This is a genomic window from Hornefia butyriciproducens, assembly GCF_009695915.1.
Lineage (GTDB): Bacteria > Bacillota > Clostridia > Peptostreptococcales > Anaerovoracaceae > Aminicella > Aminicella butyriciproducens.
The window spans coordinates 1-16,184 of the sequence record NZ_VUMZ01000011.1 but is presented as its reverse complement, the minus strand read 5'-3'; the positions used below and the strand labels follow the sequence as shown (position 1 = coordinate 16,184).

At 51.7% G+C, this 16,184-nt stretch carries 15 protein-coding genes and 1 tRNA gene; all 16 read left to right on the top strand.

Features of this window, described 5'->3' with window-relative positions; translation table 11 throughout:
* The first annotated feature begins 146 nt into the window (after window positions 1-146).
* The 16 genes from rpsU (at window position 147) to FYJ64_RS10000 (ending at window position 15,862) form a co-directional block, all read left to right on the top strand.
* Window positions 147-332: a 30S ribosomal protein S21 gene (gene rpsU, locus FYJ64_RS10075; RefSeq protein WP_075712312.1), complete on the top strand. Its 186-nt coding sequence runs from the start codon at window positions 147-149 to the stop codon at window positions 330-332.
* Window positions 333-370: 38 nt separating this feature from the next.
* The gene (locus FYJ64_RS10070; protein ID WP_075712311.1) at window positions 371-835 is read left to right on the top strand and encodes a GatB/YqeY domain-containing protein; all 465 of its coding nucleotides are present in this window, start codon (window positions 371-373) and stop codon (window positions 833-835) included.
* Between the two features lie 182 nt (window positions 836-1,017).
* Window positions 1,018-1,707, top strand: coding sequence for a CPBP family intramembrane glutamic endopeptidase (locus FYJ64_RS10065; RefSeq protein ID WP_206045640.1), 690 nt, complete (start codon window positions 1,018-1,020; stop codon window positions 1,705-1,707).
* An 81-nt stretch (window positions 1,708-1,788) separates the two neighbouring features.
* Window positions 1,789-2,757, top strand: coding sequence for a PhoH family protein (locus FYJ64_RS10060; RefSeq protein ID WP_154575009.1), 969 nt, complete (start codon window positions 1,789-1,791; stop codon window positions 2,755-2,757).
* Window positions 2,754-3,236 carry an rRNA maturation RNase YbeY gene (gene ybeY / locus FYJ64_RS10055; RefSeq protein ID WP_206045639.1) on the top strand — a complete coding sequence of 161 codons (483 nt, stop codon included), beginning with the start codon at window positions 2,754-2,756 and terminating at the stop codon, window positions 3,234-3,236. Before FYJ64_RS10060 ends, ybeY begins: the two co-directional genes overlap by 4 nt.
* 2 nt (window positions 3,237-3,238) lie before the next feature.
* Window positions 3,239-3,622 (top strand): cytidine deaminase, encoded by a 384-nt coding sequence (gene cdd / locus FYJ64_RS10050; RefSeq protein ID WP_154575008.1) that lies wholly within the window; start codon window positions 3,239-3,241, stop codon window positions 3,620-3,622.
* Window positions 3,623-3,637: 15 nt separating this feature from the next.
* Window positions 3,638-4,540: a GTPase Era gene (gene era / locus FYJ64_RS10045; RefSeq protein WP_154575007.1), complete on the top strand. Its 903-nt coding sequence runs from the start codon at window positions 3,638-3,640 to the stop codon at window positions 4,538-4,540.
* Complete coding sequence (recO, locus tag FYJ64_RS10040; protein ID WP_154575006.1) at window positions 4,540-5,301, top strand: DNA repair protein RecO; 762 nt, start codon at window positions 4,540-4,542, stop codon at window positions 5,299-5,301. Before era ends, recO begins: the two co-directional genes overlap by 1 nt.
* A gap of 27 nt (window positions 5,302-5,328) precedes the next feature.
* Window positions 5,329-6,537, top strand: coding sequence for a DUF4342 domain-containing protein (locus tag FYJ64_RS10035; RefSeq protein ID WP_154575005.1), 1,209 nt, complete (start codon window positions 5,329-5,331; stop codon window positions 6,535-6,537).
* Between the two features lie 38 nt (window positions 6,538-6,575).
* Window positions 6,576-7,967, top strand: coding sequence for a glycine--tRNA ligase (locus tag FYJ64_RS10030; protein ID WP_427811246.1), 1,392 nt, complete (start codon window positions 6,576-6,578; stop codon window positions 7,965-7,967).
* 25 nt (window positions 7,968-7,992) lie between these two features.
* Entirely contained in the window at window positions 7,993-10,623 is a 2,631-nt protein-coding gene (gene ppdK / locus FYJ64_RS10025; protein ID WP_154575004.1) for a pyruvate, phosphate dikinase, read from the top strand.
* A 777-nt stretch (window positions 10,624-11,400) separates the two neighbouring features.
* Complete coding sequence (locus tag FYJ64_RS10020) at window positions 11,401-13,344, top strand: OPT family oligopeptide transporter (RefSeq protein WP_154575003.1); 1,944 nt, start codon at window positions 11,401-11,403, stop codon at window positions 13,342-13,344.
* Entirely contained in the window at window positions 13,328-13,705 is a 378-nt protein-coding gene (locus FYJ64_RS10015) for a PqqD family protein (protein ID WP_154575002.1), read from the top strand. Before FYJ64_RS10020 ends, FYJ64_RS10015 begins: the two co-directional genes overlap by 17 nt.
* The gene (locus FYJ64_RS10010; protein WP_154575001.1) at window positions 13,702-14,070 is read left to right on the top strand and encodes a hypothetical protein; all 369 of its coding nucleotides are present in this window, start codon (window positions 13,702-13,704) and stop codon (window positions 14,068-14,070) included. The genes FYJ64_RS10015 and FYJ64_RS10010 overlap by 4 nt, the downstream gene beginning before the upstream one ends.
* Before the next feature lie 2 nt (window positions 14,071-14,072).
* Window positions 14,073-15,527 carry an aminoacyl-histidine dipeptidase gene (locus FYJ64_RS10005; protein ID WP_154575000.1) on the top strand — a complete coding sequence of 485 codons (1,455 nt, stop codon included), beginning with the start codon at window positions 14,073-14,075 and terminating at the stop codon, window positions 15,525-15,527.
* Between the two features lie 259 nt (window positions 15,528-15,786).
* Window positions 15,787-15,862, top strand: a tRNA-Ala gene (locus FYJ64_RS10000).
* The last annotated feature ends 322 nt before the right edge of the window (window positions 15,863-16,184 follow it).

The following is a 16,184-nucleotide window of genomic DNA, read 5'->3' as shown; positions in this document are numbered from 1 at the left end:
CAGGCGGTTCTGCCGGTGCCGGAAAAGGCGGTTCAGCAGGCGTTAAAAAAAACTTGCCTAACAATCGCAAAAATAGTATAATCAATCTGTTATAGGCTTTGATCGCCCACGGCGAATATTTCAACAGGTCAGGAGGTGAATGGAATATGGCACAGGTTATCGTCAGAGATAACGAGACCTTGGAAAGCGCTCTGAAGAGATTCAAGAGATCCTGCGCAAGAGACGGCGTCATGGCGGAAGTCAGAAAAAGAGAGCATTATGAAAAGCCAAGTGTCAAGAGAAAGAAAAAGTCTGAAGCCGCGAGAAAAAAGGCTAAGAGTAAGAGATATTAGTTTTTAGGCCGGTTTATCAACGAATCGAGGTGAAATAAATGGGCTTAAAAGAAGAACTCATGAACGACTTCAAGGAAGCGATGAAGGCTCACGATGAGGTTCGGAAGAACACGATCAGTCTGGCGCGGGCTGCGATCAAGCAGCACGAGATAGACGAGAGGGAAGAACTGGATGACAATGGTGTCGTAGCAATCCTGCAGAAGCAGATCAAAATGCGCAAGGATGCCCTCGCTGATTTTGAAAAGGCCGGAAGGAGCGATCTGGCAGAGGCATATAACAAAGAGATCGAGGTTCTGAAGAAGTACATTCCCGAGCAGCTGTCGAAGGAAAAGATCCGAGAAATCGTTGAGGAAACGGCGACTGCTCTTAACATTGAGAGAACAAAGAAAAGCATGGGGAAACTCATGGGACCCGTCATGGGCAAAGTCAGAGGACTTGCGGACGGAAATGATGTTAAAGCTGTCGTTATGGAGTTTCTTTCCGGAGACGGAAAAAATGAGTAAATTGCAAAGGGCTGTCCCGCTGGTGACAGCCCTTTTTGATAATCGTGCGGCTGCTGTACGGTGACCGGGGTTATTCGGCAACCGGCCGGCTGCTGCTGCGCGTCGGTGTCCGTCGACATTCAACGACTGGTCGGCAGGGACCCGACATACAGGAACGGTTTGTCACAGAAAGCAGAGAGATGATGGCAAAGAACAAAACAGTCAGACTCGGAGATCCTCCGACAGAAAATAAAAGACCGGAATCGCTTTTCGTTCTGACGGTGCTGCTGTTTTTCGCAGGGAGGGGAGCAGGGAAAATGCTGATTTCCATTTGTCCGCAGTGGAGTGGCACTGTGGATACGGCAGTGATTCATCTCTGCACGGCTGCTGTGATGATTCCCTATACACTTACAACGCTGATCCGCAGGGATATGCTGCTGCGGGACAGAAGAAATACAGGAGAAATGGTATTTTTTTTCATAACTGCGCTGGCGGTTATTTTGGCGGCGGATTCTCTGATATCGCTTCTTGCCCGGCTTTGGGGAGGAGGCGCGGCTGCCGGATTCGGCGATGCATCCGGCATGAGTGCAGCCGCGACGGCCGGTTATCCGGTGCGGATGTTTGCAGTTTATGCGGTGTGTGTGCCGGTAACGGAGGAACTTGTATTTCGCGGCGTTTTTTTCATTGGAATACGCTGCCGGTACAGTTTTGTTACAGCCGCTCTGCTGTCGAGCGTCCTGTTCGCCCTGATGCACGGGATCGGTCTGGCGGCAGCCGCGGCGCTGGTCACGGGAATTGTGCTTTGTTATGTCTACGAAAAAACAGGTCATCTTATCGTCCCTGTTCTTGTTCACGCGGCGAACAACATCATCGCGCTGATTGTCATGAAATGAATGGTCAAACCGGCGGGTTTGCGCTATAATAGAAGCAAAACCGGCTTTGTCGGAGAAAAATAAAATGATGAGGAGAAGCGATTGACGGAAACGGAATTCAGGAAAATAAAAATCGATGATACAATCGATGTAGAGGATATTTTCGGGAACCTTGACGCGAATCTGAGACTGATCAAAGAAGCGACGGGAGCGGAGATCATCCAGCGGGAGGATTACCTGCTGATCCGGGGAGAACAGCCGGATGCCGCGGAGAGGATCCTGGAGGAACTGATTGCTCTGGTGAGGAGCGGAGAGCGGGTAGACGAACAGAAAGTGAACTATATCATCTCTCTGCAGGAGAGCGGGATGTCCTATGCAGAGCAGAATGTCAGCAGGGACGTGATCTGCTTTACGAGCCGCGGGAAACCAATTAAGGCGAAAACGATCGGACAGAAGGAATATGTGAACAGCATCCGCCAGAAGGATGTGGTTTTCGCCATCGGCCCTGCGGGGACCGGCAAGACTTATATAGCGGTGGCGATGGCGGTCAGTGCGTTTAAGAACAAAGAGGTCCAGAAGATTATCCTGGCGCGTCCGGCGGTGGAGGCAGGTGAAAACCTGGGATTTCTGCCGGGTGATCTGCAGGAGAAGGTGGATCCGTATCTGCGTCCGCTTTATGACGGTCTGTATGATATTCTGGGGCGTGAGAACGCCCTGCGTCTGAAGGAGAAAGAAGCTATTGAGGTTGTGCCGCTGGCATACATGCGCGGACGGACTCTGGACGATGCGTTCATTATTCTGGATGAAGCACAGAACACGACGCAGGAACAGATGAAAATGTTTCTGACTCGTATGGGCTTCGGTTCCAAGGTGGTTGTGACCGGGGACGTGACCCAGATCGATCTGCCCAAGGGAAAGAAAAGCGGTCTGACGGAGGCGGCGAAGATTCTGAAGAATGTAAAGGGAATCGACTTCTGTTATCTGAAGGATGTGGATGTGGTGCGCCATGAGATGGTTAAGCGAATCATCAAGGCTTACGATGCCTATTACAGAAAAGGAGAACGGCGATGAGGGTTTATTTCACAGAGGATGACGGCGCGGGCGCAGGTGTTTCGCAGGGAATTTCTGCAGCGATGCAGGAAGCGGCAGAGAGGTGCTCCGTGCTGGAGGGACTCGACGCGTCTCGGTGCGAAGTCAGCGTAAGTGTTGTTCCTCCTGAGGAGATCAGGGAGCTGAACCGGGATTACCGCGGGATTGACAGGGTGACCGATGTGCTTTCGTTTCCGCAGTATGAGAGCCCCGGGGCGATTCTGGAGGCACAGCGCCGGACAGGGGATGAGCCCGTGGCGCTCGGCGATGTGGTGATCTGCCGGGAACGGGCTGAGGAACAGGCGGAGGAGTTCGGACATCCGGTGGAAAGAGAACTTCTCTATCTGTTTGTTCACAGTGTTCTCCATCTCCTCGGATACGATCATATGGAGCCGGAGGAGAAGAGCGTTATGCGCGTAAGAGAGGAAGAAATCATGAAATATCTTGGAGTTGAGAGGTAATCATGGCTTTAGAGTACAAAGAATTATACAGGATTGCCCGGGAAGCGCGGGAAAACGCCTATGCACCTTACTCGAGGTTTCGGGTGGGTGCTGCTCTGTTGACAAGGACAGGCAGAGTGTTCACCGGCGTCAATGTGGAGAACGCATCTTACGGAGCTGCGATATGCGCGGAGCGTACCGCCTGCGTCAAGGCGGTGTCGGAGGGAGAACGGGATTTCACGGCGATCGCAACGGTCTCCGACCGGGGAGCTGCACCGATGTGCGGGATCTGCCGCCAGTTTCTGTCGGAGTTTTCGACGGAGATGAAGGTGATCACAGGCGACGACGAGGAGCATCTGGAAGTGAAGACTCTGGCAGAACTGCTGCCGGAGAATTTTACGCTGTAACGGAATGGAGGAAGGATGAAATCTGGATTTATCGGAATCGTGGGGCGGCCGAATGTGGGAAAATCCACACTGCTGAACCAGATCATGGGAGAGAAGATCGCCATTACCAGCGACAAACCGCAGACTACGAGAAATACTATCCGCGGGATTTATACCAGGAGTGAGACGGAAGACAGGGAAGGCGTTCAGATGGTGTTCATCGATACACCCGGTATTCACAAGGGAAAAAACAAGCTGGGGACCGCGATGACCGACATGGCTGCCGGAACACTGCGCGAGGTGGATCTGATTCTGTTCCTGATCGACGGACCGCTGTCGGCGGGTCCCGGAGACCGCTACATTGTGGAGATGATGCGGACGGTGGATACGCCGAAAATTCTTGTGGTGAACAAAACGGATACCATGCAGCCTGAGAAGTACCTGCAGATTTATAACGAATATGAGGAACTGGGACTGTTTGACGATATCTACGGAACTTCTGCAAAGAACGGGACCAATGTTCCGGAACTCGTGGAGAGGATCGAGGACTTCCTGGAGGAAGGCCCTATGTATTTCCCGGAGGATATGATCACTGATTATCCGGAGCGGTTCCTGGTCAGTGAGGTGATCCGTGAGAAACTTCTTCTATACTTGCAGGAGGAGGTGCCCCACGGCGTGGCGGTGGAGATCGAATCGTTCCGGGAGGAACCGAAGATCACTCGGATAAGTGCGGTGATCTACTGCGAGAAGAAGAGCCACAAGGGCATCATTATCGGCAGCGGCGGAAAAAAGATCAAGGGCGTCGGAAAAGCGGCCCGTCTGGAACTGGAGGCGCTGCTAGGCACAAAAATATATCTGGAGCTTTTTGTCAAAGTCAGAGAAAACTGGCGTGACAGTGATTTTGATCTGAGCAATTTCGGCTATAAGGAAAAAGACTGATGTATCTGAACTCGGAAGGGATCATTTTCCGGCAGACGAAAACCGCGTCCGGTCGAAGGATGATCCTTCTTTTTACAGCGAAATACGGGAAACTGAGCGTGGGAACGAGCATGACGGAAAAGGGGAAAAGCCGGTCCTCTCTTGCGTTGCGCCCGTTTACCTATGGGAATTATCAGATCTTTCAGGGACGGAATTACTACAATCTCGACCGTGCGGAAACCATTCGGAGTTATTACGGTATCGGCGAGGATATCGATAAATATATGGCGGCGGCCTATATTCTGGAACTGACGGAGAAGGTCGTTCCGGAAGAGGCGGCGCAGCCGGGGGTGTTTCATCTGCTGATCGGTTTCCTGGAGGAGCTGGAGCAGAGAAAAAAGCAGCACCTGACGCTGGTGCTGGCATATGAGATCCGCCTGCTCCGTCTGCTCGGGACATTTCCGGAGCTGGGGGAATGCGCGGTCTGTGGGACAAAGCAGAACCTTACGCATTTCAGTGTGACCCGAGGCGGTATGATATGCGAAAAATGCGCTGAAAAAATCCTGTCTTCAGGCGATGAAACATTGATTTACCGTACAAAATTTGATATAGTAAATGTAATTAATTATTTTGCGTCGAATCCGTTAAAGTCTTTTCGGAATATTGCGCTGAATGAGGAGGATGCGGCTGCACTGCGGTCGATTCTCCGCAGTTACATATCCTATCATCTGGATGTGGGAGACTTGAAAAGCGAGAGTATACTGACGGGTGGGCTGAATTGAGAGAACCACCGGATTTGGAGGGCAGTTATGGAGATTACATTGGAAAAGATCGAACTGGTGAAGGACAGAACGGGGGTAACCTATAAGGAAGCAAAGGAAGCGCTGGAAAAGGCGGACGGCAATGTTGTAGAGGCGATCATAGCCATTGAGGACAATATTGACGAGACATCGTCCTCCAGAAAGATCGGCGCTCAGGGTGAGGAATTCCTTTCCAAAATGAAGGACGTTGTGCATAAGGGCAACATTGCCAGAATTGTGGTAAAGCGCAGGGGCGAAACGATCCTGAACATTCCGCTGAACGCGGGCGTGCTTGGGGCGATCGTCGCGCCCTGGGGAATCGTGATCGGCGTGCTCGCGGCGTTCAGTTTCAAGTGCCAGGTGGAGATGGTCAAAGACAACGGCGAAGTCGTTGACATTTCCGATAAAGCCGGAAATCTGTATGACGAGGCAGTCAGCCGGGGAACCGGGCTGTACGAGGATATAAGGGGAAAGGCGCCCGACGTCTATGAGACTGTGAAAGAAAAGAGCGGAGATGTGGCCGGAAGAGCCAGAGATATGGCAAGAGATGCCACGGATGCAGCGAAAGATATGGCTCAGCGCATCCGCGGGTTCGGAGGCGGAGATGACTTTGTCGATATCGATGTATGCGACAAAGACTGCGAAAGCTGTGAGGAACCCTGTGAAGAACCCTGCGACGACTGCGGGTTCGGCAAAGTACATCCGGAGGCAGCTGCTGCGCCGGAGAAAGAACCGGAGGAACCTGTCGGGACAGAGGACACGGTTGCGGAGGACGCAGCGGCCGCAGAAGTACCGGAGAACGTATCTGAGGCCGCGTCGAAAACCGCGCCCGAAGCAGCAGCCGAAACTGCGCCGGTGACGATGCCGGAAGCCGCACCCGAAACAGCGGCTGAAGTCACGCCGGAAACTGCGCCTGAGACGGCACCGGAAACCGCGCCGGTGGCGGCTCCTGAAGCAGTCGAAGCCGTTGACGGGAAGACTCCTGCCGAACCGGTGGATTTCCCCGGATTGGAGAAGACAGGCGGCTCGGTGCTTGACAATACCGGCGAAATCGACGTTGCTGCGGCGGTAGATGACAATATTCCGGAGGTCAAGGATACTCTAGGCGAGGCGATGGAAAAAGCCGAGAAGGCCCGGGAAGAAATTCAGAATGAATCCGAGAAGGCGGAAAAACCCGAAGAGACAGAAGACGAGCTGAATCGTTTTAAATTTTTCTAAGAAAGTTGGTAGACAGATTAATGAGCAATGAAGTTACTATGGAAAAAATCGTAGCTCTGGCCAAGGGCAGAGGGTTCGTTTACCCTGGGTCAGAGATTTACGGAGGACTTGCGAACACTTGGGATTACGGCCCACTGGGAGTCGAGTTCAAGAACAACATCAAGAAAGCGTGGTGGAAGAAATTTGTTCAGGAGAACAAATATAACGTTGGACTGGACGCAGCGATTCTGATGAATCCCAGAACCTGGGAGGCGTCGGGTCATGTCGGCGGATTTTCGGATCCGCTGATCGACTGCAAGAACTGCCATTCCCGCTTCCGTGCGGATAAGCTGATCGAAGATCACATGATGGCGAACGGACAGGAACAGCCTGTTATCGACGGATGGCCCAATGAGAAGATGGAGGCGTATATCCGCGAGCATAAGGTTCAGTGCCCGGACTGCGGCAAAAGTGATTTTACGAATATCCGGCAGTTCAACCTGATGTTTAAAACCTTCCAGGGAGTAACGGAAGACAGCAAATCGCAGATTTATCTGAGGCCTGAGACGGCACAGGGAATCTTTGTAAACTTTAAAAATGTTGCGAGGACTTCCAGAAAGAAGATTCCGTTCGGAATCTGTCAGATCGGGAAATCCTTCCGCAACGAAATCACGCCGGGAAATTTCACGTTTCGGACCAGGGAGTTCGAGCAGATGGAGTGTGAATTCTTCTGCAAGCCCGGAACCGATCTGGAATGGTTCGCCTACTGGAAGGATTATTGCGAAAACTTCCTGAAGAGCCTTAATATGAACATGGAAAATGTTCGCCTCAGAGATCATGAGAAGGAGGAGCTCTCGCACTACAGCAACGCGACCACCGATATTGAATATCGTTTTCCCTTCGGATGGGGCGAACTGTGGGGCATTGCGGACAGAACCGACTTCGACCTGAGCAGACACAGTGAATACTCGGGTGAACAGCTGACCTTCACAGAGGGTGAGGGCAAGGACAGAGAAACATATATCCCATACTGCATCGAACCGTCGCTGGGTGCGGATCGTGTCGCCCTGGCGTTTCTGATCGATGCATATGAGGAGGAGACTGTAACCGACGCAAAGGGCAAGGAGGATACCCGTGTAATCATGCATTTCCACCCTGCGCTTGCGCCGTATAAAGCGGCTGTGCTCCCGCTGGCGAAGAAGCTGGCGGACCAGGCGGAGCCCATATATGAAGAGTTGTCCAGATATTTTAATGTGGACTACGATGTTACAGGTTCGATTGGAAAGCGATACCGCAGAGAAGATGAGATAGGTACGCCGTATTGCATCTGTGTTGACTTCGATACGGAGACGGACAGATGCGTAACGATCCGAGATCGTGATACGATGGAACAGATCCGTATTCCGATCGAGGACGTGAAGGGTTATATTGAAGAACGCTTGCAGTTCTAAAGAATCAAAAAGTGAGGTAGTACCAATGGAGAAAAAATTTGTTTACTCATTCAACGAGGGTTCCAAGGACATGAGAGCCCTGCTCGGCGGAAAGGGAGCGAATCTGGCTGAGATGACAAAATCCGGCATGCCGGTGCCGTTTGGATTCACCGTTACGACCGACGCCTGCAAACAGTATTATGCAGACGGTGGAAAAATCGACGACAGCATCATTGAAGAGATCAAAGCGCATCAGGATGAGCTGGAATCGGTCATGGGAAAGAAGCTTGGAGATCCTGAGGATCCCCTGCTGGTTTCCGTTCGTTCCGGAGCGCCTATCTCCATGCCGGGCATGATGGATACGGTTCTGAACCTCGGTTTGAATGACGAGACTGTCGTTGCGCTGGCGAAGCAGACAGATAATGAAAGATTTGCCTATGACAGCTACAGAAGATTTCTGCAGATGTTCGGCGATGTTGTAATGGAAGTCCCGATGAAACAGTTCAACGAGATTTTTGACGGCAAGAAGGCAGAAGTCGGCGCAGAGTTCGATGTTGACCTGAAGACTGAAGATCTGAAGGATATTATTGAGGGATACAAAAAACTGTACGTAAAGGTTCTCGGACGCGAATTCCCGCAGGATCCACAGGAGCAGCTGATGGAAGCCATCAAAGCGGTCTTCCGTTCCTGGGGAAATGACCGGGCGATCCTGTACAGAAAACTGAACGACATCCCGGAGGATCTGGGAACTGCTGTCAACGTACAGTCCATGGTGTTCGGAAACAAAGGAAATGATTCCGGCACCGGCGTTGCCTTCACCAGAAACCCAGCGACGGGAGAAAATGTCCTCTACGGTGAATTCCTGGTCAACGCACAGGGCGAAGACGTGGTAGCCGGCATCAGGACGCCGAAGAAGATTTCCGAGATGGCAGAGACCTTCCCGGAAGTGTATGCACAGTTCAAAGAGATTGCTTCCAAGCTGGAGCAGCACTATACAGATATGCAGGACATGGAGTTCACCGTTGAGAACGGGAAACTGTTCATGCTGCAGACCAGAAACGGAAAGAGAACTGCTGAAGCCGCAGTCAATATTGCGGTGGATATGGTAAATGAAGGTCTGATCGACAAGAAAACAGCGGTTCTGAGAATTGAACCCGACTTTGTAGAGCACCTTCTTCACCCGAGATTCGACGCGGATGAAGAGGCGGCGGCAACACCGATCGCACATGGACTGAATGCTTCCCCGGGGGCAGCCTGCGGAAAGATTTGCTTCTCCGCGGATGAGGCGGCGGCTGCTGCGGAAGCCGGCGAAAAAGCGATTCTGGTTCGGACGGAAACTTCACCGGAAGATCTGGCCGGCATGGTTGCCGCACAGGGAATCCTGACCGCACACGGCGGCGCAACCTCTCACGCTGCGGTCGTTGCCCGCGGCATGGGGAAATGCTGCGTTACCGGTTGCTCCGCACTGAAGATCAGCGAAGAGGAGAAAACCCTGGAAGTCGGCGGCAAAGTCTATGGACCGGATGACTACATTTCGGTAGACGGCACGACAGGCGACGTTTACAGCGGTCTGCTGAAACTGGTTCCGCCGGACATTTCCGGAAACTTCGATACGATCATGAGCTGGGCCGACGAACTGCGCACCATGAAGGTAAGAACCAACGCAGATACTCCGAGAGACGCAAAACAGGCAATCGAATTCGGTGCGGAGGGAATCGGACTCTGCCGTACAGAGCATATGTTCTTCGAGGAAGAGAGAATTCCGGCAATTCGCGAAATGATCATCGCAGATACTGAGGAGGCCAGAAGAAAGGCGCTGGCGAAACTGTTGCCTTTCCAGAAGAGCGATTTCAAGGCGATGTATAAGACGATGGGTGACCGTCCGATGACTGTCCGTCTGCTGGATCCGCCGCTTCACGAGTTCCTGCCGAAGACTCCTGAGGAAGTGAAGCAGCTGTCTGAGAGCAGCGGCGTGTCCGTTGAGAAGATTGAGGCCGAAGCGGCCAAACTGAAGGAATTCAACCCGATGCTGGGACACAGAGGCTGCAGACTTGCGGTATCCTATCCGGAGATCGCTGAAATGCAGACCGAAGCGATCATCACGGCGGCACTGGAAGTCATCGATGAAGAAGGCATCGAGATCGTTCCGGAAATCATGATTCCGCTGGTCGGCTCAAAGAACGAACTTGCGAATGTCAAGAAGACTGTTGTTGATACGATTAACAGATGCTTCGAGAAGGCCGGAAAGAAGATTGATTATCTCGTCGGAACCATGATCGAGATTCCGAGAGCGGCACTGACCGCAGATGAGATCGCAGAGGAAGCGGAGTTCTTCTCCTTCGGTACAAATGACCTTACGCAGATGACCTTCGGCTTCTCCAGAGACGACACTGCCGAGCTGATTCGCTCCTATGTGGACAAAGGAATTCTGGAGTCCGATCCGTTCAAGACCATCGACCAGAACGGCGTCGGCAAGCTGGTTGAGAATGCTGTGAAACTGGGCAAGAAGACTCGTCCGAACATCCATTTGGGAATCTGCGGCGAGCACGGCGGCGATCCGAAATCTATTGAATTCTGCAACAAAGTCGGGCTGCAGTACGTCTCTTGCTCACCGTATCGTGTACCGGTCGCCAGACTGGCGGCTGCGCAGGCGGCGATTAAGCAGGAGCAGAAGTAATCAGTGGGTGCTCATTAAGTTCCCGTCGGACTTGAAGAAGCGCTGACAACTGAAGACAACTGAATAAGAAGGGCTGTCTTCCGGAACGGACAAAGAACTGCATGGTTCGTTCGCAGGGAGACAGCCTTTTTTTGTGCGCCCGACGGGTGCACGACAGACAAATGAAATTAATGCGTGCTGATGAACGGACACGAATTAATGCGTGCTCAGTTACCGAATATGCTTGAAATATCAATAATACAAAGAGCATATTCGGTAGCCTGCCGCAAGGTTTTCAAGCGTTTCATCCGAAAAACCTGCGGCAGAGGAATTCGGAAACGGCCGAATCCCTGAGCACAAGCATTAATTAGTGTCTGCCGGCGCGCTCTTCCATTGGATGGTGCGCCGCGGACTTAATGAGCAGACACGAATTATATATTTTGTTAAATTTCAACAACGAATGTTTGAAAGAATGGTCGCGTTGCCCAAAATAAAATTGTATACTTTTTGACTGATTTTGCGTCCTGCCGTCAGGCGAGAAATGTCGGTGAATATTGCTGTTAATACTTATACATTTATAATTCATAAAAAAACGGTGCAATCTGAATAATGCGATTTTAAAATCCCAGAAATATGCATTATTAAACAAAAATATCAATTTCAATGTAGGTTTTATGACACGACTAAAATTTCTTTTCCAGAATTGACGAAAACTTGTGCCAAAAAAACAAAAATGGTATACTTAGGTACTATAGTTTTTTCTTATTGGAAAGTTATGTTTTGAAAGGAGTTATAACAATGGAAAACAAGAATCCAGGAAGTGGATTTAAACCGTATGTTCCGGCGGACAAGATTATGCCGGAATTCACGGCCACATCCATCATCATGGGTATCCTTTTGGCTGTCGTCTTCGGCGCAGCAAATGCATACCTGGGATTGCGTGTCGGCATGACGGTTTCCGCGTCAATTCCGGCGGCGGTCATTTCCATGGGTGTGATCCGTCTCATCATGAAGAAGGATTCCATCCTTGAGAACAACGTGGTTCAGACCATCGGATCTGCCGGAGAATCTCTTGCGGCAGGCGCAATCTTTACGCTTCCTGCTGTGTTCATGTGGGTCGCAGAGGGAACCGGGACCGCTCCGAACTTTCTCACCATCGCATTGGTCTGCATCAGCGGCGGTCTGCTGGGCGTAGTATTCATGGTTCCGCTGAGGAGTGCGCTGATCGTGAAGGAACACGGAGTTCTTCCGTATCCGGAAGGCACCGCCTGCGCAGAGGTCCTGATGGCAGGTGAAGAAGGCGGTACTGCTGCAAGTACAGTGTTCTGGGGTCTGGGCATTGCGGCTATCTACAAGTTTATTGCGGATGGCATCAAGCTTTTCCCGAGCGAAGCAGACTGGGCCTTCAAGAAATATGACGGCTCCGGAATCGGAATGGACGTTCTCCCGGCACTGGCAGGAGTCGGTTTCATCTGCGGACCGGTGATTTCCTCCTACATGCTGGCAGGCGGCGTCACGGCGTGGTTCATCATTATGCCGATGATCAAGGCGTTCGGCGGAAACATGGTGATGTTCCCATCAACAGTTCCGATCAGCGAGATGGACACCTGGGCAATCTGGAGCAGCTACGTCAGATACATCGGAGCCGGCGCGGTCGCCGCGGGTGGAATCATGTCCCTGATCAAGTCGCTGCCGATTATTATCCGCACATTCCGCGAATCCATGGGAAGCTTGAGAAACAAAGACGGAGTGGTTCTCGATCTGAACAGAACGAACAAGGACCTGGATATGAAATGGCTCGGGCTGATTCTTCTGATCGTACTGGCGATTCTGATCTTTGTTCCGTCGATCCCGATGAGCTTCGGAAGCGCAATTATCATTATAATTTTCGGTTTCTTCTTCGCGACGGTATCCTCCAGAATGGTAGGACTTGTCGGAAGCTCCAACAATCCGGTATCCGGAATGGCGATCGCCACGCTGCTGATCGCGACAATCCTGCTGAAGGCGACCGGAACCACCGGTCCCAGCGGAATGGTAACCGCCATTATGATCGGTACAGTCATCTGCATCATCGCAGCTATGGCGGGCGACATGTCTCAGGACTTGAAGACGGGATATATCGTAGGCGCTACGCCTTACAGACAGCAGATTGGTGAAATTATCGGCACGATCTCTTCCGGTCTGGCTATCGCGGGAGTGCTTTATCTGCTGAATGCGGCCTGGGGATACGGAAGCAAAGAACTGCCCGCGCCGCAGGCGTCACTGATGAAGATGGTTATCGAAGGCGTTATGAACGCGAATCTGCCGTGGACCCTGGTCTTCGTCGGAGTATTCTTTGCGGTCATCATTGAAATTCTGGGAATTCCGGTTCTGCCGGTAGCGATCGGACTGTATCTCCCGATTCATCTGTCCACTCCGCTGATGGTCGGCGGTCTGGTCAAACTGTGGTTTGAGAAACGGTCGTTCAAGAACGAGCAGGACAGAAACAACGTCATCACAAGCGGCGTTCTCTATTCTTCCGGTATGATTGCCGGTGAAGGAATCGTCGGAATCCTGCTGGCGCTCTTCGCGATCATTCCGGTTCAGGGAGGCACTGTCGGAACTGTTATTGATATTTCTGCAAAGGGAATCAGTTTCGGCAACATCGGCGCGCTGATTTGCTTCGCGATACTTGTTCTGACTCTGCTGAAATGGTCCATCTGGAACAAGAAGGTATATACAACGTATGACGAAGCGGCTTAGAAAAAAACAGAATGCCGAATTAACGAACTACCTGGACAAGATCCCCGCAATCCGCGGGGGTCTTGACTGGGTGGAAAATAACGGCTTTGTGACGGTGAAACAGCAGAATACCGGCGCGTACAACCGTATCGCGCAAAAGCTGTTCGGGACGCCGGCTGTCAGCAACATCGATCTAGATGAGTTCGGCAGTTTTGTATGGTGTCAGATTGACGGAACGCGGACGATCTATGAGATCGGGCAGCGGATCCGGGAAGAATTCGGCGATAGAGCGGAGCCCCTGTACGAGAGACTCTGTACTTATTTCTATACGCTGGAGAATGTGAAATATGTGGAATATGTAGAGGCGGAGAAGAAGGAATGAATCAGACAGTGATCATCGTGATCGGCGTGATTTTGTTTGCCCTGGCAACCGCAGTGCTCTACGCCATCGGGCTTCGCAAGAAGATGAATGAAGAGGAACGTCTCACAGAGATGCTCCTGAACAACGGCGCGCTGCGCGTCAGAAAATATCTTAAGCAGCATGAAACCGTCACTGAGGACGGAATCGGTTATATCATCGAAGATGTCCATGCCCGGGAATTTCATTCCAAGAAAACGGCGGTAATCGCCCGGGGGGCGGATTTTCAGAAGCAGCTGATCGAATATATGATGAGACATGATTATATCAGCAGGATAAAGGATGAAAAGGGTGAGACTTTGTACACCCTGCCAAAAAAGGAGAGATAACAATGGACGAGCTTAAAAACCTGCAGCCTGAGGCGGTATTTGATTTCTTCAGGGAGATTGCGGCTATCCCGCACGGCTCCGGAAATACCGGACAGATCAGCGATTATCTCGTAAAGTTCGCGAAGGACCGGGGACTGGAATATTATCAGGATGAAGCCAATAATGTCGTGATTTTCAAACCAGCTTCACCGGGTTATGAGGATGCTCCCCGGGTGATGATTCAGGGACACATGGATATGGTCTGTGAAAAAACTCCTGACAGTGCAATTGACATGGAAAAGGACGGCCTGACGCTGGCCGTGGACGGGGACTGGCTCTATGCAGAGAATACGACCCTCGGCGGGGATGACGGAATTGCCGTTGCCATGGCGCTTGCCGCAATGGATTCCGACGAGCTGCAGCACCCCGGGATAGATGCGGTTTTTACCGTGGACGAAGAAATAGGCATGCTGGGCGCGGAAGCTATCGATGTTTCCCGGATCAGCGCCCGCAAGATGATCAACATTGACTCAGAAGAGGAGGGGATCATTACAGTCAGCTGCGCGGGCGGCGTGACCGCATCCGTTCATCTTCCGGTGAGACGGCAGACCGGAAGGGGCGTTCTCTGCCATATCCGGATCGACGGACTCCTGGGCGGTCATTCGGGAATTGAGATTGACAAGGAGCACGGAAACGCCAATATCATGATGGGACGGCTGCTGTATGCGCTGTCGGAACATGTGGATTTCTCGCTTGTAAAGCTCGCGGGAGGAACAAAGGACAATGCGATCTGCAAACTCTCTGAGGCGGAGATTCTGACGGAATCCGCAGACATTGACGCCCTGAGAGAACTTTGTGATGAGATGAACAAAAGCTTCGCCCACGAGCTTCGCTCTTCAGATCCGGAGGTCCGCGTAACATTCACCGCAGAGACGCCTGAAGTCTCTGCAGAGGCGCTGGACAGAGACAGCACCCGCCGCGTCATCGCATATCTGATGCAGACGCCGAACGGGATTCAGAATATGAGTACGGAGATTGAAGGTCTTGTGGAAACGAGTCTGAATCTGGGCGCGCTGAGTATGGATGAAGCGGAAATGGTTGCGGTGTATGCGGTGCGCAGCTCCGTGGCAACGAGAAAGGATTATCTATGCGATAAGCTGGAAAGTCTTTCCGCACTGCTGGGAGGATCGGTGCAGTATTCGGGCGCGTATCCCGGCTGGGAATACAGGGAGGATTCGGCGCTTCGGGATACCTGTATCGAGGCGTACACAAAACTGTATGGGAAGGCTCCGGAAATCGACGCGATACACGCAGGACTGGAATGCGGACTCTTTGCTGGAAAAATGGGAGATGATTTCGATGCGGTCTCCTTCGGACCGGACATGTCCGGCGTGCATACCACAGATGAAAAGCTTTCGATCTCATCGGTGGAGCGCACCTGGAAGCTTCTCTGTGAGATTCTGAAAAACTGCAGATAATATACGCTGGGGAACTGTGGACGTTACGCCGGCTGCGATCCGTCCGTTAACTTCATCGGCCGTGAAGATGCGGGCTGCGCGAAACGACCCTCAGCCGTGCCCTCCGATGAGCAGGAGGGCACGGCCGCCTGGTCAGGCAGAGTGCGGGAAGATAATGCGCAGATGCCTGTTAGAAAAATGCGGAAACGAAAAAAATGTCTTGATTTTTGGTTTGAGTTCCGCTATACTGTTCATTGGTGGTTCGCACGAAAGACCTCATGGGGATATAGCTCAGCTGGGAGAGCGCCTGGTTCGCAATCAGGAGGTCAGGGGTTCGATCCCCCTTATCTCCACCATATGTATTGATGAAAAGTCTTGAAAATAGCCGATTAGGTTGAATTTTCAAGGCTTTTATTTTTGTAACGCTGCAGCCGATTCCTGTATAACCGCTGCAGCCTATTTTGGCTCTGTTAAATATGTTGGGGTGGAGGATACTCTAAGTATTTCAGAGCCTCTTTATTTTTTGAAAAAATGACTGTTTTCACTGGCTTCTACCGAGCATCCCGCAAGATTTGTTTCCTGTAGAATTCATCTATTCTTTTCGATCGGTTTTCCGGACACTAAAACAATATTCAAGTGTAGCACCGTAGCTCAAGTGGTCTTTTGCTGTATTCAGTT